General features: G+C 52.2%; 12 protein-coding genes. 9 read left to right on the top strand and 3 right to left on the bottom strand.

Annotated elements, in window-relative coordinates:
* Positions 1 to 119: 119 nt before the first annotated feature.
* Positions 120 to 179, top strand: coding sequence for a type I toxin-antitoxin system Ibs family toxin (locus SK34_RS24615; protein WP_106672390.1), 60 nt, complete (start codon positions 120 to 122; stop codon positions 177 to 179).
* Between the two features lie 99 nt (positions 180 to 278).
* On the opposite strand, the gene yegD is transcribed toward SK34_RS24615, so the two are convergent.
* Positions 279 to 1,631: a molecular chaperone gene (gene yegD / locus SK34_RS03120; protein ID WP_048232345.1), complete on the bottom strand. Its 1,353-nt coding sequence runs from the start codon at positions 1,629 to 1,631 to the stop codon at positions 279 to 281.
* Positions 1,632 to 1,767: 136 nt separating this feature from the next.
* On the opposite strand from yegD, the gene alkA reads away from it, so the two are divergent.
* Entirely contained in the window at positions 1,768 to 2,637 is an 870-nt protein-coding gene (alkA, locus tag SK34_RS03115; RefSeq protein WP_003841772.1) for a DNA-3-methyladenine glycosylase 2, read from the top strand.
* Here alkA and SK34_RS03110 read toward each other — a convergent pair.
* Positions 2,605 to 5,934 (bottom strand): diguanylate cyclase, encoded by a 3,330-nt coding sequence (locus SK34_RS03110; protein WP_048233760.1) that lies wholly within the window; start codon positions 5,932 to 5,934, stop codon positions 2,605 to 2,607. The genes alkA and SK34_RS03110 overlap by 33 nt on opposite strands.
* Before the next feature lie 315 nt (positions 5,935 to 6,249).
* Here SK34_RS03110 and udk point away from each other — a divergent pair, with 315 nt between their 5' ends.
* From udk to asmA, 3 genes are all read left to right on the top strand, one after another.
* Positions 6,250 to 6,891, top strand: a complete 642-nt coding sequence (udk, locus tag SK34_RS03105; protein ID WP_003841777.1) for a uridine kinase — start codon at positions 6,250 to 6,252, stop codon at positions 6,889 to 6,891.
* 91 nt (positions 6,892 to 6,982) lie between these two features.
* Positions 6,983 to 7,564: a dCTP deaminase gene (gene dcd / locus SK34_RS03100; RefSeq protein WP_003036774.1), complete on the top strand. Its 582-nt coding sequence runs from the start codon at positions 6,983 to 6,985 to the stop codon at positions 7,562 to 7,564.
* Between the two features lie 26 nt (positions 7,565 to 7,590).
* Positions 7,591 to 9,444 (top strand): outer membrane assembly protein AsmA, encoded by a 1,854-nt coding sequence (gene asmA / locus SK34_RS03095; RefSeq protein WP_003844331.1) that lies wholly within the window; start codon positions 7,591 to 7,593, stop codon positions 9,442 to 9,444.
* Between the two features lie 44 nt (positions 9,445 to 9,488).
* On the opposite strand, the gene SK34_RS03090 is transcribed toward asmA, so the two are convergent.
* A complete protein-coding gene (locus SK34_RS03090) occupies positions 9,489 to 11,072 on the bottom strand; it encodes a TerC family protein (protein ID WP_003841782.1) in 1,584 nt (527 codons plus the stop codon).
* A 656-nt stretch (positions 11,073 to 11,728) separates the two neighbouring features.
* Here SK34_RS03090 and SK34_RS03085 point away from each other — a divergent pair.
* From SK34_RS03085 to wcaA, 4 genes are all read left to right on the top strand, one after another.
* Positions 11,729 to 12,868 (top strand): polysaccharide export protein, encoded by a 1,140-nt coding sequence (locus SK34_RS03085; RefSeq protein ID WP_003036765.1) that lies wholly within the window; start codon positions 11,729 to 11,731, stop codon positions 12,866 to 12,868.
* A gap of 5 nt (positions 12,869 to 12,873) precedes the next feature.
* A complete protein-coding gene (gene wzb, locus SK34_RS03080; protein ID WP_003036763.1) occupies positions 12,874 to 13,323 on the top strand; it encodes a low molecular weight protein-tyrosine-phosphatase Wzb in 450 nt (149 codons plus the stop codon).
* A complete protein-coding gene (gene wzc / locus SK34_RS03075) occupies positions 13,320 to 15,482 on the top strand; it encodes a tyrosine-protein kinase Wzc (protein WP_048232343.1) in 2,163 nt (720 codons plus the stop codon). The genes wzb and wzc overlap by 4 nt, the downstream gene beginning before the upstream one ends.
* A 72-nt stretch (positions 15,483 to 15,554) precedes the next feature.
* Entirely contained in the window at positions 15,555 to 16,397 is an 843-nt protein-coding gene (gene wcaA / locus SK34_RS03070; RefSeq protein ID WP_048233759.1) for a colanic acid biosynthesis glycosyltransferase WcaA, read from the top strand.
* Position 16,398: the final 1 nt, after the last annotated feature.

Raw genomic sequence — 16,398 nt, 5'->3', positions numbered from 1 at the left:
GAATGCGTCATTGTGCGTTAGAGTGCGGTCAAGGCAAAAGGAGGTAAGCCAGAGATTTCAGCGGGACGCTGGAACGGGAAAGCCCCTCCCGAGGAAGGGGCCAAAATAAGGAAAGGGTTATGATGAAGTACGTCATCATACTGGTGATACTCTTAGTCATTAGCTTACCGGCTTACTAAGACACCAGGGGGAGGGGAAACCTTCCCTAACCCTCACTCCTGAAAATAAGCCACAGCAACGGTGATGTCAATACGCACACCTTTCAGCTTGCGAGCGGCTTAGCGGAAAACAACGTCAGCCCAGCGGGCCAGACCGGCGGTGACAGAACCGAAGTCATCGCCACCCGCGATAGGGATCCCAGGAAGCTGCTGGGCGAGGGCTTTTTTAATCAGCGGTGAACGCGCGCTGCCGCCGGTCAGATAAATCACGTCCGGTTTTTCCTGCGCGTTGTCCAGCGCCAGTTTGACCTGCTCCAGAATGCGCGCCAGGGGCTGATTGAGCGCGGCCTCCAATCCATGTTGACTAATATCGGTTGCCAGAGTGTCGCTGATAAACGGTATCGCCGCCGTTACAATGGTCTGGTCGGAAAGCGCGATCTTGCTCTCTTCTGCGCTGCGCACCAGGCGATAGCTCAGACGCTCGCGCCAGACTTTAAGCAGCAAGGCTACTTTATCGGCTTCTTTCGCGTCGCGGACAAGATCGTTCAGTAAACGACCGTTGGCGCTGCTGTAGAAATCACTTTGCGCGGGAACATCGTTGATCGCGACCGCGTTCCACCAGGGGAGAATCGGTAAGGCGATCCCTTTTTCAGTCTCACCGCCCATACCTAGCAGCGGCATCAGGTGTTTAAACGCCAGCGCGATATCCAGATCGTTCCCGCCTACACGGCAGCCACTGTGTCCCAGCAGGCTGTTTTCGCGATCGGCGCGCTGATGCCATTGCGGCCCCATCAGCAGCAGTGAACAGTCGGTCGTACCCCCGCCAATATCTACCACCAGCACGCGTTTCTCATCCTGCAGTGTGGCTTCGTAATCCAGCCCCGCTGCTACCGGCTCGTACTGGAAGACGACATCCTGAAAACCGGCACGTTTGGCCGCACGTTCAAGAATCCCCTGCGCCTGGATGTTGGCGTCATCGCCACCTAATCCCTGGAAGTTGATGGGGCGACCAATTACGGCCTGAGTGATAGCTTCCGGCAATTGGCTTTGCGCCTGGTTGCGAATGTGCAGCATCATTGCACAGACCAGATCTTCAAAAAGCGCAACTTGCTGCGGCTTCAGACCGCTGGCACCCAAAAATGATTTTGGCGATTTAACGAAGTACACCTCTTCCGGGTCTTCAATATACTGACCCAGCGATGTCAGACCGAACTGCACGCTGTTGGCGTTAACGTCGATGTCCTCTTCGCGATTGTAGCGCATCGCACGGCGAAGCAGCGCCTGTGTTTCATCGTCCGTGGTTGGAACGTCGTGATGGCGATACAGCCACTCGCTAACCGCTTCGCGCGTTGGTGCGCACAGCATTGAGGGTAGCAGCGTGCTGTTATTTTCCATTTTGAGCAGGTGGGGCTGCCCATCACGCATAACGGCCACTGAACAGTTTGCCGTACCGTAGTCAAAACCAATAAACACCGTAAAAATCCCCATGCCAGTGAAGAAGGGGCGTGACTTTAACGAATAGTTGACGCCCCGACAACTGGAATATGAAAGCAAGGCGTACTGATTGAATACCGTTTATGCTGTAAGTTTGCTTTAAAAGGAAAACCGAATGTTCACGCTGAGCTGGCAACCGCCTTATGACTGGCCCTGGATGCTGGGATTTCTTGCCGCCCGTGCGGTTGAAGGTGTCGAAACCGTAGAAGAACTGAGTTATGTCCGAAGTCTGTCCGTAGGGGAGCATCGTGGTCTGGTGAGCGTTGTCCCGGATCTGCACGCCAACGTGCTACACGTGACGTTGAGCTCAGGGTTACAGCCTGTAGCCTCTGAGTGCCTGGCAAAAATAACGCGCTTGTTCGATCTTTCCTGTTGCCCGCAGCAAATTGTCGGCGCGCTGGGTAACCTCGGCGCGGCGCGTCCGGGATTGCGCCTGCCGGGATGTGTCGATGCTTTTGAGCAAGGGGTACGGGCGATTTTAGGACAGTTAGTCAGCGTGGCGATGGCCGCAAAACTGACAGCGAAAGTAGCGCACGCTTATGGCAATACGCTGGAGGATGCGCCCGAGTATGTGTGTTTTCCCTCTCCAGAAGAGCTTGCCAACGCCGATCCGCTGCACCTGAAAACGTTAGGAATGCCGCTCAAACGCGCTGAAGCGTTGATTCACCTTGCTCATGCAACCCTTGAAGGAACGCTCGCGACAACAGCCCCTGCCGATATCGAACAAGGCGTTAAGCAGCTACAAACATTTCCCGGGATAGGGCGCTGGACCGCCAACTACTTTGCGCTGCGCGGCTGGCAGGCGAAGGACGTTTTTCTGCCGGATGATTATCTGATTAAGCAGCGTTTTCCCGGCATGACACCAGCCCAGATCCGGCGGTATGCAGAGCGCTGGAAACCCTGGCGCTCCTATGCGCTGTTGCATATCTGGTATACGGATGGTTGGCAACCGTCAGTTGATGGCGAAATTGCTGGTATTCAGTAGCAGATCCAGCGGTTGGGCGTCGGCAATAATATCGCCATAAATCATATCAATACCGATGCCAGAAAGCGTATCCATGATGAGTGGCAGTTGCACCGGACCGGCGATGGTTTTTATGTCCAGGCGCTGAGCATGACCCTGGATAATGGACACCCACATTTCGTCGATCAGGTTGCCGGGAGCGCTGGCACTTAGCTCGCTGTCGAGCAACAGGTAATCGACAATGTGATATTTCAGGTTGTCAAAAAGCTCTAAGTCGCGACCAACCTGACTTAACACAATTCGACAACCGTACTGGCGCAGTCGATGCAGTGCGGATACCGCCTGCGTTGGGTTTGTTTTGATGACGCTTGATGGAACGGTCAGATGCAGCAATCGTGGCGGTAGCGGGCTGCGTTGCAAGTGCTCCAGCAGCTCATCTACCAGCTCTGTGTTGAGCAGGCCGGCGGCGGAAAGGGGCAGGGCAATACTGAGGCCCTTGTTGGCGACAGCCGGGGCAGCACTCTGGAAGAACTCGCCGAACACCCGACGATCGAGCGCTTGACTCAACGTGGGATCGACCAACCCGGCATGGAAGGCTTGATCTTCAATGACTTCGCCCTCAGCGGTGCCTAAGCGAAGTGAGATAATCCAGAAGCTAAAAGTCTCCGGTATACGCGGAGAAGCAACACCTCTGGCGATCATCAGCATAGGGTTGTGTGTAATAGTGTGTCTTTGTTCATCCAATGACAGTTGGCTACGCGCGGCATGGGCCTGGCTTTGCTGAGGTTCATAGACACAGACTCGCCCACGGCCGCTGTTTTTCGCCGCGTAGCAGGCGATATCGGCCTGAGACATAACGTCAGTCGCGACATGGTTTTTCTCATCAATCAGCGTAATTCCCGCACTGGCGCCAATACGGTGCAAACGGCCTTCCCACATAAATTGGTAATTGTTAATAGCACTGATGATGCGTCCTGAGATAAAGCGGGCGCTTTCGATATTACAATCCGGCAGCAACAGACCAAACTCGTCGCCGCCAAGGCGCGCCAGCATATCGCTGGATCGCAACATGCTGAGCATAAGCGCAGAGAGTTCACGCAGCAGGGCATCGCCGGCGGCATGACCCGCGCTGTCGTTCACCGCTTTAAAACGATCCAAATCGATAAAAACCAGTACATGGCACTGGCGCGTGTCGTGTACTGAATGCAGCAATTGTTTTAGATGGTTTTCGAAGCTGACCCGGTTTGCCAACTGCGTCAGGTCATCATGTGAGGCACTGTAGCTAAGCTGGCGGAGCATCTTCCGTGACTCTGTGACGTCCTGAATGACTAACACCGAACCAATGCTGCCGCCGTCAAGGGTGCTGAGGGGCGTGATGCTGTACTGGATGTCATAACTGTTGCCGTTACGACAATGCAGGACCACTTCCTGCTCGATTGCCGTACGCGACATGTCAGCACTGTAGATATTTTCCATCAGCGGACCGTTCTCGCCAAAAGTAATATGTAGTACCGTCAATAGCGGAATGCCGATGGCACTGTCCTGCTGCCAGCCGCTCATTTTCTCAGCGACCGGATTCATAAAGGTCACGTTCATATAGACATCAATACAAATTACCGCTTCGCCGATTGAGTCCAGCGTAATGTGCAGGCGCTCTTTTTCCTGATACAGCGCTTCGTTAAGCTGCTTCACTTCGGTCATATCCATATTGATACCAAGTAAGCGTTCAACTTCACCGTCTTTATTCAGCACCCGGTTGGCCAACGAGCGGATATGGCGTATGCCATCTTTTACTGCGATACGAAACTCAAGCTTAAACGGAACCCGCGCGGCCAGCGAATCACGAATCACATTTTCGGCGTACTCGCGATCTTCGGGTACAACGCACTCATACCAGACTTGCCAGCTGGGCTTTATATGCGCAGGAACTTCATACAGATCGAACATCCGTTTATCCCAACTGATCACGTCAGGCTGCAGTTCCCATTCCCAAATCCCAATACCCCCGGCTTCATTGGCGAGGGTAATGCGTTCCATCAACCGTTTGTTAATCCACTCGGTATGCTTCAGGTCGTTAATGTCCTCAACCTGCGCGATAAAGTAGAGTGGAGTGTTGTCGCTATGACGCACCAGCGAAACGGCCAGCAACGCCCAGACGACGTCGCCCGCGCGGGTGTAATAGCGTTTTTCCATGGAATAGCTATTAATCTCTCCGCGTGCCAGCATGCTGAGTTGTTCAAGGTCGTTGTTCAGATCTTCCGGCCAGGTTAACTGCTGGAAGGTCAGCGAACGTAGCTCCTCCTGGCTATAGCCCAGAAACTGGCACAAGGCTTTATTGGCCTGTAGCCATTGCCCCTCGGTGCCAACCAGTGCCATGCCAATCGCGGAATATTCCATGGCGTTGCGAAAGCGCGACTCGCTTTCTGAAATGTTCTTGCGTTCGGCTCGAAACGCGTACATCACCATGGTCATCATATTGGCGGGCAACAGGATCATCAAAAACGGCAACCAGGGGATGTCCGTCATCATGTTCTGTTTCGGGGTGTAAAGCAGTGAAGGGTCGGCGGCCAGCATCAGCGAAACCATCATCACGGTGCTGAGGAATATTAAAAACGCCTCCATACGCGGCAGACGGACAGCGCTCCACATCAGCAGGACAATAACGCAGGTAAATGGCCATGGAATGTACATCATGGATAGCCAACTGAACGTTAAGGTCACCAGAAGCGTAATCAGGGTCTCAAGCAATAATCGCGGGTCGCGATGGCGCAGCAGGTAATGTGGTTTAAACAGCAAACCTAACGGCACCAACGCCAGTGCGCCAATGGATTCTGACAGTACCCAAATGAGAAAGGTATTTAACGTAGTTTCCTTCGGCAGCAACATCCACATCAATACGCCGCCCAGCAGTGGCGGAACAACCGCGCTGCCAAATGCCAGACGCGCCCAGTCGTTAAGATTTTGTAAGGGATTGTACCAGGGCAGCAGTTTACGCAATAACATTGCGCCAACAACAGCCTCAATAATGTTAATGACCGTATAGGAGAAATTAAGCGACTGTCCGGGGAAGAAGAGTAAAGAGGCGCCGATGCTACCGAATGAGCAAGCCAGCGCGATCCCAGGCCACATCTTTCCAGCGTGACGGTAAAAAGCCACCATCATGATAGAGGTTGGAAACCACAGCGGTGCAAGCTGTGCGCCGTAACGTGACAGTTCCAGCGAAAACAACGTAAAGATGAAAGCCACCAGACCTAAACTGGCCAGGCGCAGTAGAGGATGGGGTAAGGTAACTAAAACATGTTGGGATTGTTTACTCATTACCACTCTACCCAAATAGCCGTTGTCGCCCAGCAGAGATGCCGGACGCATCACATTTAATCTGGGATTATGCTAGTACAAACAATTTACAATTTATACGCCAGCTGCTCATAAATTAACACTCCCAAGCTATTAATTCCTAAGGCAGGTGAATAAATATAGCGGCTGTTCTAAATCTGACCATTTTAATTTGCGACAGGGACAGCATTGGTGCAGCCTGGGGTGGCATCGCGCCGCTGAAATCCCTATAATTGCCGCGTTTGGCGTTTCGGCGCCGCCCTTCCTTACATCCAGGTTAATCAGGTCGCTAAATTTATGACTGATCAGTCCCATCAGTGCGTCATTATCGGCATTGCCGGCGCATCGGCTTCCGGCAAGAGCCTTATTGCCAGTACTCTTTATCGCGAATTGCGTGAACAAGTCGGTGACGAACATATTGGCGTTATTCCCGAAGACAGCTATTACAAAGATCAAAGCCATCTGTCGATGGAAGAACGTGTAAAAACCAACTACGACCATCCGAACGCGATGGACCACAGCCTGCTGTTTCAACATCTGCAAGCGCTGAAACGCGGCTCCGCCATTGAGCTGCCGGTATATAGCTATGTTGAGCACACGCGTACGCAAGACACTATTCATATCGAACCCAAGAAAGTCATCATCCTGGAAGGCATTTTGCTGCTGACGGATGCGCGTTTGCGTGACGAGATGAACTTCTCTATTTTTGTTGATACACCGTTGGATATTTGCCTGATGCGCCGTATCAAGCGGGATGTGAACGAACGTGGTCGTTCAATGGATTCGGTGATGGCGCAATACCAGAAAACCGTCCGCCCAATGTTCCTGCAATTTATTGAGCCTTCAAAACAATACGCCGACATCATTGTGCCGCGCGGGGGTAAAAACCGCATCGCCATCGATATTCTGAAGGCTAAAATCAGTCAGTTCTTTGAATAAGTTCAGCGAATTGTGTACCGTTCAGTGATAACCTGGTTCACCCTTAACGCACCTGGCATTAAGGGTTTGAAGCACGAAAGGAGAAAGTGCCATGCGTTTATGTGACCGAGATATTGAAGCCTGGTTGGATGAAGGTCGCCTGTCGATCAATCCACGCCCTCCTGTCGAGCGAATCAATGGCGCCACGGTAGATGTGCGCCTTGGCAACAAATTCCGTACGTTCCGCGGTCATACGGCGGCGTATATCGATTTAAGCGGACCGAAAGATGAAGTCAGCGCCGCGCTGGATCGCGTGATGAGTGATGAAATCGTCCTTAAGGACGGCGAAGCCTTTTTCCTGCATCCGGGGGAACTTGCACTGGCGGTAACATTCGAATCCGTGACACTGCCTTCCGATCTCGTCGGTTGGTTAGATGGCCGTTCTTCGCTGGCTCGTCTGGGACTGATGGTACACGTCACCGCTCACCGTATCGATCCGGGCTGGTCTGGCTGTATCGTACTGGAGTTTTACAACTCCGGAAAATTACCGCTGGCTCTGCGTCCGGGGATGCCGATTGGCGCGTTAAGTTTCGAACCGCTTTCCGGTCCGGCAGCGCGACCCTACAACCGTCGTCAGGATGCGAAATATCGCGACCAGCAGGGCGCCGTTGCCAGCCGGATCGATAAAGACTGAGTGTTTATCAGTCTATTGGGGATAGCATGAGACGATTTCTGACGACGCTGATGATTCTTCTGGTCGTGCTGGTGGCCGGTTTTTCTGCGTTAGTACTGTTGGTGAATCCGAATGATTTCCGCGCGTATATGGTCAAGCAGGTTGCCGTACGCAGCGGGTATCAGCTGCAGTTGGATGGCCCCCTGCGTTGGCACGTATGGCCGCAACTGAGTATCCTCTCAGGGCGAGTGATGTTAACGGCTGAAGGCGCCAGCGAACCCCTGGTTCGTGCTGATAATATGCGTCTCGACGTTGCATTGTGGCCGCTGTTGAGCCACCAGCTCAGCGTGAAGCAGGTGATGCTCAAAGGCGCAGTGATTCAATTGACCCCGCAAACTGAGGCGGTACGCGGCAAAGATGCACCCGTTGCCCCAAAAGACAATATGTTGCCCGATCTGGCGGAAGACAAAGGATGGTCGTTTGATATCGCCCGTCTGCGTGTTGCCGACAGTGTTCTGGTGTTCCAACATGAAGACGATGAACAGGTTACCGTTCGCGATATTCGTCTGGAGATGGAACAAGATAGCCAGCACCGCGGCACGTTTGATTTCTCCGGGCGTGTGAACCGCGATCAGCGCGATCTCGCGTTATCCTTTAACGGTACGGTCGATGCCTCCGATTACCCGCACAACTTATCTGCGAATATTGAACAGTTAAGCTGGCAACTGCAGGGGGCCGATCTGCCGCCGCAGGGGATCAACGGTCAGGGACATCTTCAGGCGCAATGGCTGGAAGAGAAAAAACAGCTTTCATTTAGCCAGATAAATTTGACCGCTAATGACTCTTCTTTCTCCGGGCAAGCGCATGTGGCCTTGTTGGAAAAACCGGAATGGGCCGTTGACCTAAAATTTGGTCAGCTCAATCTGGATAACCTGCTCGTACAACATGACGCAGCTGTGACAGCAAAAGGTGAAGTTCAGCAAGGTCAGAGTCAGTCAACGCTGGCGCGCCCCGTTATTGCTTCCCAGGTTGATGCTGTTTCGTATCAGGGACTCAAGGGTTTTTCGGCAGACATCGCTTTGCAGGCTGACAAGGTGCTGTGGCGGAAAATGGCGTTTGAGAATGTCTCGGCAAAAATAGACAACCGGTTCGGCTTACTGAACATTGCACAGTTGCAGGGAAAAAGTGATGGCGGGCTGATCTCATTGCCCGGTACGCTGGATGCCAGAAAGGGAGAACCGCGAGCGGTATTTCATCCGCGCCTGGAAGGTGTTGAAATTGGCACTATTCTGAAGGCCTTTGATTACCCCATCGCACTCACCGGCAAGCTGTCGTTGGCGGGAGATTTTTCCGGCTCGGATATTGACGCCCAGGCGTTTCGTCACAGCTGGCAAGGGCAGGCCCATGTCGAAATGAACGATACGCGAATGGAAGGGATGAACTTCCAGCAGATGATACAGCAGGCCGTCGAGCGTAGCGGTGGAGATGCTAAAGCCCAGCAAAATATGGAGAACGTGACCCGTCTGGATCGTTTTGTAACCGATATGACGCTGGATAACGGTGAGGTGACGCTGGATAACATGGTAGGGGAGTCCGCTATGTTGGCACTGACCGGCAAAGGAACGTTAGATCTGGTGAAGCAGAATTGCGACACGCTGTTTAACATTCGCGTGCTGGGCGGTTGGGATGGCGAAAGTAAGTTGATTAATTTCCTGAAGGCCACCCCGGTTCCTCTCAGAGTCTATGGTCAATGGCAATCACTGAACTACAGTCTGCAAGTTGATCAGCTTTTGCGTAAACATCTGCAGGATGAAGCAAAACGTCGCCTGAATGACTGGGCCGATCGCAATAAAGATTCCCGCAACGGCAAAGATGTTAAAAAGTTGCTGGATAAGCTCTGATTTATATTGCCGGATGGTGGCTAATGCCCCATCCGGCTCGTGACTTACACCTCGTAATCCATCTCTTCTTCACTGTGTAGCGGTATCAGCTGGACTTTTTGCACGCGATGATTTTCCACCTGCAGGGTTTTTAGCCGATAGTCGCCAACCTGGACTTCCTCCCCGGTTTTTGGGATGCGCTGCAAATATTCCATTAAAAGCCCGGCAATGGTGTGATACTCACGTTTTTCATCTAATGGGATAGGGACGTACTGCACAAGGTCTTCCAGCGGCATATGCCCGTTAGCGGTCCATGAACCATCGGCGTTTTTCTGAATATCATGGCGGGCGTCGATTTCCTCTACCTCGTTTGGCAGATTGCCGGCGATGGTTTCCATCACATCACTCAGCGTCACAATCCCTTCGACGGAACCAAATTCATCGGCTACAAACGCGAAGTGCGTCCGGGCGTTTCGGAACTGCTCAAGCGCCGGAAGTAGCGGCAGAGTTTCCGGGAACACCAGCGGCTGGCGAATCAGGACGCGCAGGTCGAGCGGCTCGCCGCGCAGAGACTGTTGCAGCAAATCGATGACATGCACCACGCCAAGCAGTTCTTCCTGCCCGTCTTCGCCAGTGACCACCAGACGCGTATGCTGGTTTTTTTCCAGTAAGGCGCGGATTTCTGCTTCGGGAGCATTGAGGTCGATGTGTTCAATATCGTGACGCGAGGTCATGATACTGCTGACGGTACGCTGATTAAGGTTCAGCACACGTTCAATCATCCTCCGCTCCTGAGGCGCGAAAATCTGACCTTCATGATGGTCCGCCAGCATTGCCGCGGTTTCGGCATCCAGTTCGGCATCTTCTTTTTGCCCGCTCAGCAGCCGCATTACCGCTTCGGCGGTGCGCTGGCGCAGAGTATGGTTGGCTGAGAGGAAGCGACGACGGTTAAAAATAGCCAACTGGTTCAATGCTTCGATCATCACCGAGAAGCCGATGGCCGCGTACAGGTAACCTTTCGGGATATGGAAACCAAACCCTTCGGCCACCAGGCTAAAACCAATCATCAGCAAGAAGCTCAGGCACAGAATAACGATAGTTGGATGACTGTTGACAAAGCGCGTCAGCGACTTGCTCGCCAGCACCATCAGGCTGATGGCAATAATCACCGCAGCCATCATCACGGCCAGGTGATCGACCATCCCAACAGCGGTAATGACGGAATCGAGAGAGAATATGGCGTCCAGCACCACGATCTGCGCGACCACACCCCAGAACTTAGCGCCTTTACGCTGGGTGGGATTGTCGCTGTCTTTTCCTTCCAGCCGTTCGTTGAGCTCCATAGTGGCTTTAAACAGCAGGAAGAAACCGCCGAACAGCATGATCAGATCGCGGGCGCTGAAGCTGAGATCGCGAATGCTGAACAGCGGCGTGGTCAGTGTTACCAGCCAGGATATTGATGCCAGCAGCAGCAGGCGCATAACCATCGCCAGCAGTAGCCCGGTAATACGCGCCTTATCCCGCTGGGCTGGAGGTAGTTTCTCCGCGAGGATGGCAATAAAAACAAGATTATCAATGCCAAGAACAAGTTCGATCACGATTAACGTGACCAGTCCGGCCCAGATTGACGGATCGGCAATCCATTCCATAGTAAATGCTATACCCATAGTTGTATGACAATTGTCACAATTCGATCATGGGTAAAACTGGCGAAAAATGCAATGGCGAGAGGGGATTTCTCTGTCGGTTATATCAGAACAGATGCAGGATAATAGCCTTAATGTCACTACAGGAAATTATTTTACTAATCTAAATATATTTAGGAAATATCGCAGGTGGGATGTTTTTATATCAATATTGTCAACATCAATAAAATCCTAAAAATATACAAATCCAACGCTTAATATTAATCTTAAAAGCTTGGTATTGGTGGTTTGTTATCTTGCCTGATATTCGCTTAGCTGCAACAATTCTTGCGGTAATAATCAAAAGATAAATATTTCCTCATTAACCAGTGGCACGTATTCCCGATGCGTTGCCGCTGTAAATGTGATGAAAATAAAGGAGAAGATAAAAATTTAAATTAATCAGTGCATTGGTAGCTAGTGAAGCCAGGGGCGGTAGCGTGTCTGGTCGCCTGAAACAAGCCTAAATTATTCTGTCAAGAGACCGCAGATGAATTCATTTTTTTTAGGACTGATGCCAGTTAAATTCCATTTCAATTAACGGCAAGGTAAATACGTACAGGCGAAGTCGCTATTTAGATTGCATGTGATAATTACTCTGCCAAAGTGATAAATAATCAATGATGAAATCCAAACTTAAATTGATACCAGTATTGGTATCGGTAATCTTGATAAACGGTTGTACCGTGCTTCCGGGCAGCAATATGTCTACGATGGGCAAAGATGTGATTAAACAGCAGGACGCTGATTTTGATATCGATCGCATGGTGAATGTTTATCCACTCACCCCACGACTGGTAGAACAATTACGTCCTCGACCAAATGTTGCACAACCTAATATGTCGCTGGACCAGGAGATTGCCGGGTATCAGTACCGAGTCGGTCCGGGGGATGTCCTGAATGTGACCGTCTGGGACCATCCTGAACTCACCACGCCAGCCGGGCAGTACCGTAGCTCAAGCGATACCGGCAACTGGGTACAACCTGATGGCACGATGTTTTACCCCTACATCGGCAAAGTCAGCGTGGTAGGGAAAACGTTGGCAGAGATTCGTAGTGATATTACCGGGCGCTTAGCGAAGTACATTGCTGACCCGCAGGTGGACGTTAATATCGCCGCTTTCCGCTCGCAGAAGGCCTATGTCTCCGGACAGGTGAACAAATCTGGTCAGCAGGCCATCACCAACGTGCCACTTACCGTTCTCGATGCCATTAACGCCGCAGGCGGTCTCACCGAAGCGGCAGACTGGCGCAACGTTGTGCTGACTCATAAAGGGCAGGAGCAACGCATTTCACTGCAAGCACTGATGCAAAATGGCGACCTGAGCCAGAACCGACTGCTCTATCCTGGCGACATTCTGTTTGTCCCGCGTAATGACGATCTGAAAGTCTTTGTAATGGGGGAAGTGAAAAAACAGAGCACCCTCAAAATGGACTTCAGTGGCATGACGCTTACCGAAGCGCTGGGCAATGCCGAAGGTATTGACCTGACCACCTCCAATGCCAGCGGTATTTTCGTTATTCGACCATTGAAAGGCGAGGGCGGGAACAACGGCAAGATCGCCAATATCTATCAGCTTGATATGTCCGATGCGACGTCGCTGGTGATGGCAACATCATTCCGACTCCAGCCATACGATGTGGTGTACGTCACTACTGCGCCGGTTGCTCGCTGGAACCGTTTGATCAATCAGTTGCTGCCGACTATTAGCGGTGTTCGCTATATGACGGACACGGCCAGCGACCTTCACAACTGGTAATCGTCATGTTTAACAAAATCTTAGTTGTCTGTGTGGGGAACATTTGCCGTTCTCCGACGGCAGAGCGCTTGTTAAGGCAATTTCACCCGGCGTTGACGGTCTCTTCTGCCGGTCTTGGGGCGCTGGTGGGGAAAGGCGCGGATCCGTGCGCCATTAGCGTGGCGCAGGCGCACAACCTGTCACTGGATAATCATTGTGCCCGGCAGATCTCGGGACGAATGTGCCGGGAGTATGACCTGATCCTGGCCATGGAAAAGCGCCATATCTCTGCCCTGTGTGAAATGGTGCCGGAGATGCGCGGCAAAGTGATGCTTTTTGGTCACTGGGACAGCGAGCGCGAAATTCCCGATCCATATCGTAAAAGCCGTGATGCGTTTGACGCGGTGTACACATTACTTGAACGGTCTGCCCGCCAATGGGCTCAGGCACTGAACGCAGAGCAGGGAAAACGATGACAGAAAAAGTAAAACAGTCTGCTGCGCCGGTAACGGGCAATGATGAAATCGATATTGGTCGTCTGGTCGCAACGGTGGTGGAAGCCCGCTGGTGGGTACTTGGCATTACCGCGGCTTTTGCATTGTGTGCCGCGGTCTACACACTGTTCGCCACCCCCATCTATAGTGCGGACGCGCTGGTGCAAATTGAGCAAAATACTGGAAATTCATTGGTGCAGGATATTGGCTCGGCGTTGTCGAACAAACCCCCGGCCTCGGAAGCGGAAATTCAGCTCATTCAGTCACGACTGGTATTAGGGAAAACGGTAGACGATCTCAACCTCGATATCGGCGTTACCAAAGATACGTTCCCTATTTTTGGCGCGGGCTGGGACCGGCTGATGGGCCGTCAGAACGAAACGGTTAATGTGACTACCTTCACGCTGCCAAAGGCAATGAATGAACAGACCTTCACGCTCAATGTGCTGAATGACAAAAGTTATCAACTGGTGAGTGACGGGGGTTTTAGCGTTCGGGGGCAAGTCGGCAAGGTGTTGGAACACGATGGCGTGACGATGCTGGTTGAGGCGATTCATGCCAGCCCGGAGAGCCAATTTACCGTCCGTAAATTCTCCACGCTGGGCATGATAAACACCCTGCAAAATAACCTGATGGTGACGGAAACAGGCAAAGATACCGGTGTATTGAGCCTGACTTTTACCGGTGAAGACCGCGAGCAAATCCGCCAGATCCTCGACAGTATTACCCGTAACTATCTGCAACAAAACGTGGAACGTAAATCCGAAGAGGCCGCCAAAAGTCTGGCGTTTCTGGCTAGACAGTTGCCCGAAGTGCGTAACCACCTGGATGTTGCTGAAAACAAGCTGAACGCCTTCCGTCAGGATAAAGACTCCGTGGATTTGCCGCTGGAAGCCAAAGCGGTGCTGGATTCGATGGTGAATATCGACGCGCAGTTGAATGAACTGACCTTTAAAGAAGCGGAGATTTCCAAGCTGTTCACCAAAGCGCACCCGGCGTACCGCACGCTGCTGGAAAAACGCCAGGCGCTGGAAGATGAGAAAAGTAAGCTGAACGGGCGTGTAACGGCGATGCCGAAAACACAGCAGGAAATTGTTCGCCTGACGCGTGATGTGGAGTCCGGTCAGCAGGTCTATATGCAGTTGCTGAACAAGCAACAGGAACTGAAGATTACCGAGGCCAGTACGGTCGGTGATGTGCGCATTGTCGATCCCGCGATTGCTCAGCCTGGCGTGCTGAAGCCGAAAACGGCGCTGATTATTCTCGGCAGTATCATTCTCGGTTTAATGCTTTCCGTGGTGGGCGTACTGCTGCGTTCTCTGTTTAATCGCGGTATTGAAAGCCCCCAGGCGCTGGAAGAGCATGGTATCAGCGTGTATGCCAGTATTCCGCTGTCTGAATGGCAAAAAGCGCGTGATAACGTTCAGACCATTAAAGGTGTGAAACGCTACAAGCAAAGCCAACTGCTGGCCGTTGGGAATCCAACGGATCTCGCCATAGAAGCGGTCCGTAGCCTGCGTACCAGCCTGCACTTTGCCATGATGCAGGCGCGTAACAACGTATTGATGCTGACCGGCGTCAGTCCGTCGATTGGGAAAACATTTGTCTGCGCTAACCTGGCGGCAGTTATTAGCCAGACTAACAAACGCGTGCTATTGATCGACTGCGACATGCGCAAAGGCTATACCCACGAACTGCTGGGGACCAATAATGTTAACGGCCTGTCTGAGATCCTCATTGGCAAAGGGGATATTTCATCCAGCGCTAAACCGACATCGATTCCGCATTTTGATCTGATCCCTCGCGGTCAAATTCCTCCCAATCCTTCCGAACTGTTGATGAGCGAGCGCTTCGGCGAACTGATTGCCTGGGCCAGTTCGCACTATGACCTGGTGTTGATTGACACCCCACCAATTCTGGCGGTGACCGATGCGGCTATCGTAGGGCGCCACGTCGGAACCACGCTGATGGTAGCGCGTTATGCGGTCAACACGCTGAAAGAGGTGGAAACCAGCCTGGGCCGCTTCGAGCAAAATGGCATTCAGGTGAAAGGGGTGATCCTCAACTCGATCTTCCGCCGCGCCAGCGGGTATCAGGATTACGGCTACTACGAATACGAATACACGTCGGATTCGAAATAACTAACAGCAACGCATATCGAATGTAGGCCTGATAAGCGTAGTGCCATCAGGCAACTTTTTTTGGAAACGAAAATGACCACAGAAAACCCGCTAATTTCAATTTACATGCCAACCTGGAACCGCCAGCAGCTGGCCATTCGGGCGATTAAATCGGTGTTGCGCCAGGACTATCCTCACTGGGAGATGATCATTGTGGATGATTGCTCTTCCTCCTATGAGCAGTTGCAGCAGTTTGTTGAGGAACTCAACGATCCGCGAGTGTCGTATACGCATAATTCCACCAACACCGGGGCCTGCGCGGTACGTAATCAGGCCATTATGCAGGCCAACGGGCAATACATTACGGGGATTGATGATGATGATGAATGGACGCCGAACCGACTGAGTGTATTTCTCAACTATCGCCATCATTTGGTCACGCGGGCGTTTCTGTATGCCAATGACTATGTCTGTGAGGGCGAAGTGTATTCGCAGCCGACCAGTCTGCCGCTCTATCCGAAGTCCGTTTATTCACGCCGCAGGTTTTATAAGCGCAACATCATTGGTAATCAGGTATTTACCTGGGCATGGCGGTTTAAAGCTTGTCTGTTCGATACCACGCTGAAAGCGGCGCAGGATTACGACATCTTCCTGCGCATGGTGGTGGCGTATGGCAAACCGTGGAAGGTCAAAGAGGCAACGCAGATCCTGCATGTAAATCACGGTGAGATGCGCATTACCTCATCGCCGAATAAATTCTCCGGCTACTTTCAGTTTTACCGCAAGCACAAAGGCAAATTTGACCGGGCCAGCAAGAAGTATCAGCTGTTTACCCTCTATCAGATCCGCAACAAACGGATGAACTGGCGCACGCTGCTGACGCTGCTTTCTGTTCGCAACAGTAAGCGTCTGGCCGACGGACTGCGAGGACGCTAAT

Source organism: Citrobacter sp. MGH104, assembly GCF_001034485.1.
Classification (GTDB): domain Bacteria; phylum Pseudomonadota; class Gammaproteobacteria; order Enterobacterales; family Enterobacteriaceae; genus Citrobacter; species Citrobacter freundii.
Note: the sequence above shows the minus strand (reverse complement) of the source record. Positions and strands in the feature narration are given on the sequence as shown.

What these genes read in the sequence shown, in the direction of transcription:
- udk (WP_003841777.1), top strand. Translation starts at nt 6,250, where the DNA reads ATGACTGATCAGTCCCATCAGTGCGTCATTATCGGCATTGCCGGCGCA.
- asmA (WP_003844331.1), top strand. Translation starts at nt 7,591, where the DNA reads ATGAGACGATTTCTGACGACGCTGATGATTCTTCTGGTCGTGCTGGTG.
- wzc (WP_048232343.1), top strand. Translation starts at nt 13,320, where the DNA reads ATGACAGAAAAAGTAAAACAGTCTGCTGCGCCGGTAACGGGCAATGAT.
- alkA (WP_003841772.1), top strand. Translation starts at nt 1,768, where the DNA reads ATGTTCACGCTGAGCTGGCAACCGCCTTATGACTGGCCCTGGATGCTG.
- wcaA (WP_048233759.1), top strand. Translation starts at nt 15,555, where the DNA reads ATGACCACAGAAAACCCGCTAATTTCAATTTACATGCCAACCTGGAAC.
- SK34_RS03090 (WP_003841782.1), bottom strand. Translation starts at nt 11,072, where the DNA reads ATGGAATGGATTGCCGATCCGTCAATCTGGGCCGGACTGGTCACGTTA.
- SK34_RS03085 (WP_003036765.1), top strand. Translation starts at nt 11,729, where the DNA reads ATGATGAAATCCAAACTTAAATTGATACCAGTATTGGTATCGGTAATC.
- SK34_RS03110 (WP_048233760.1), bottom strand. Translation starts at nt 5,934, where the DNA reads ATGAGTAAACAATCCCAACATGTTTTAGTTACCTTACCCCATCCTCTA.
- wzb (WP_003036763.1), top strand. Translation starts at nt 12,874, where the DNA reads ATGTTTAACAAAATCTTAGTTGTCTGTGTGGGGAACATTTGCCGTTCT.
- dcd (WP_003036774.1), top strand. Translation starts at nt 6,983, where the DNA reads ATGCGTTTATGTGACCGAGATATTGAAGCCTGGTTGGATGAAGGTCGC.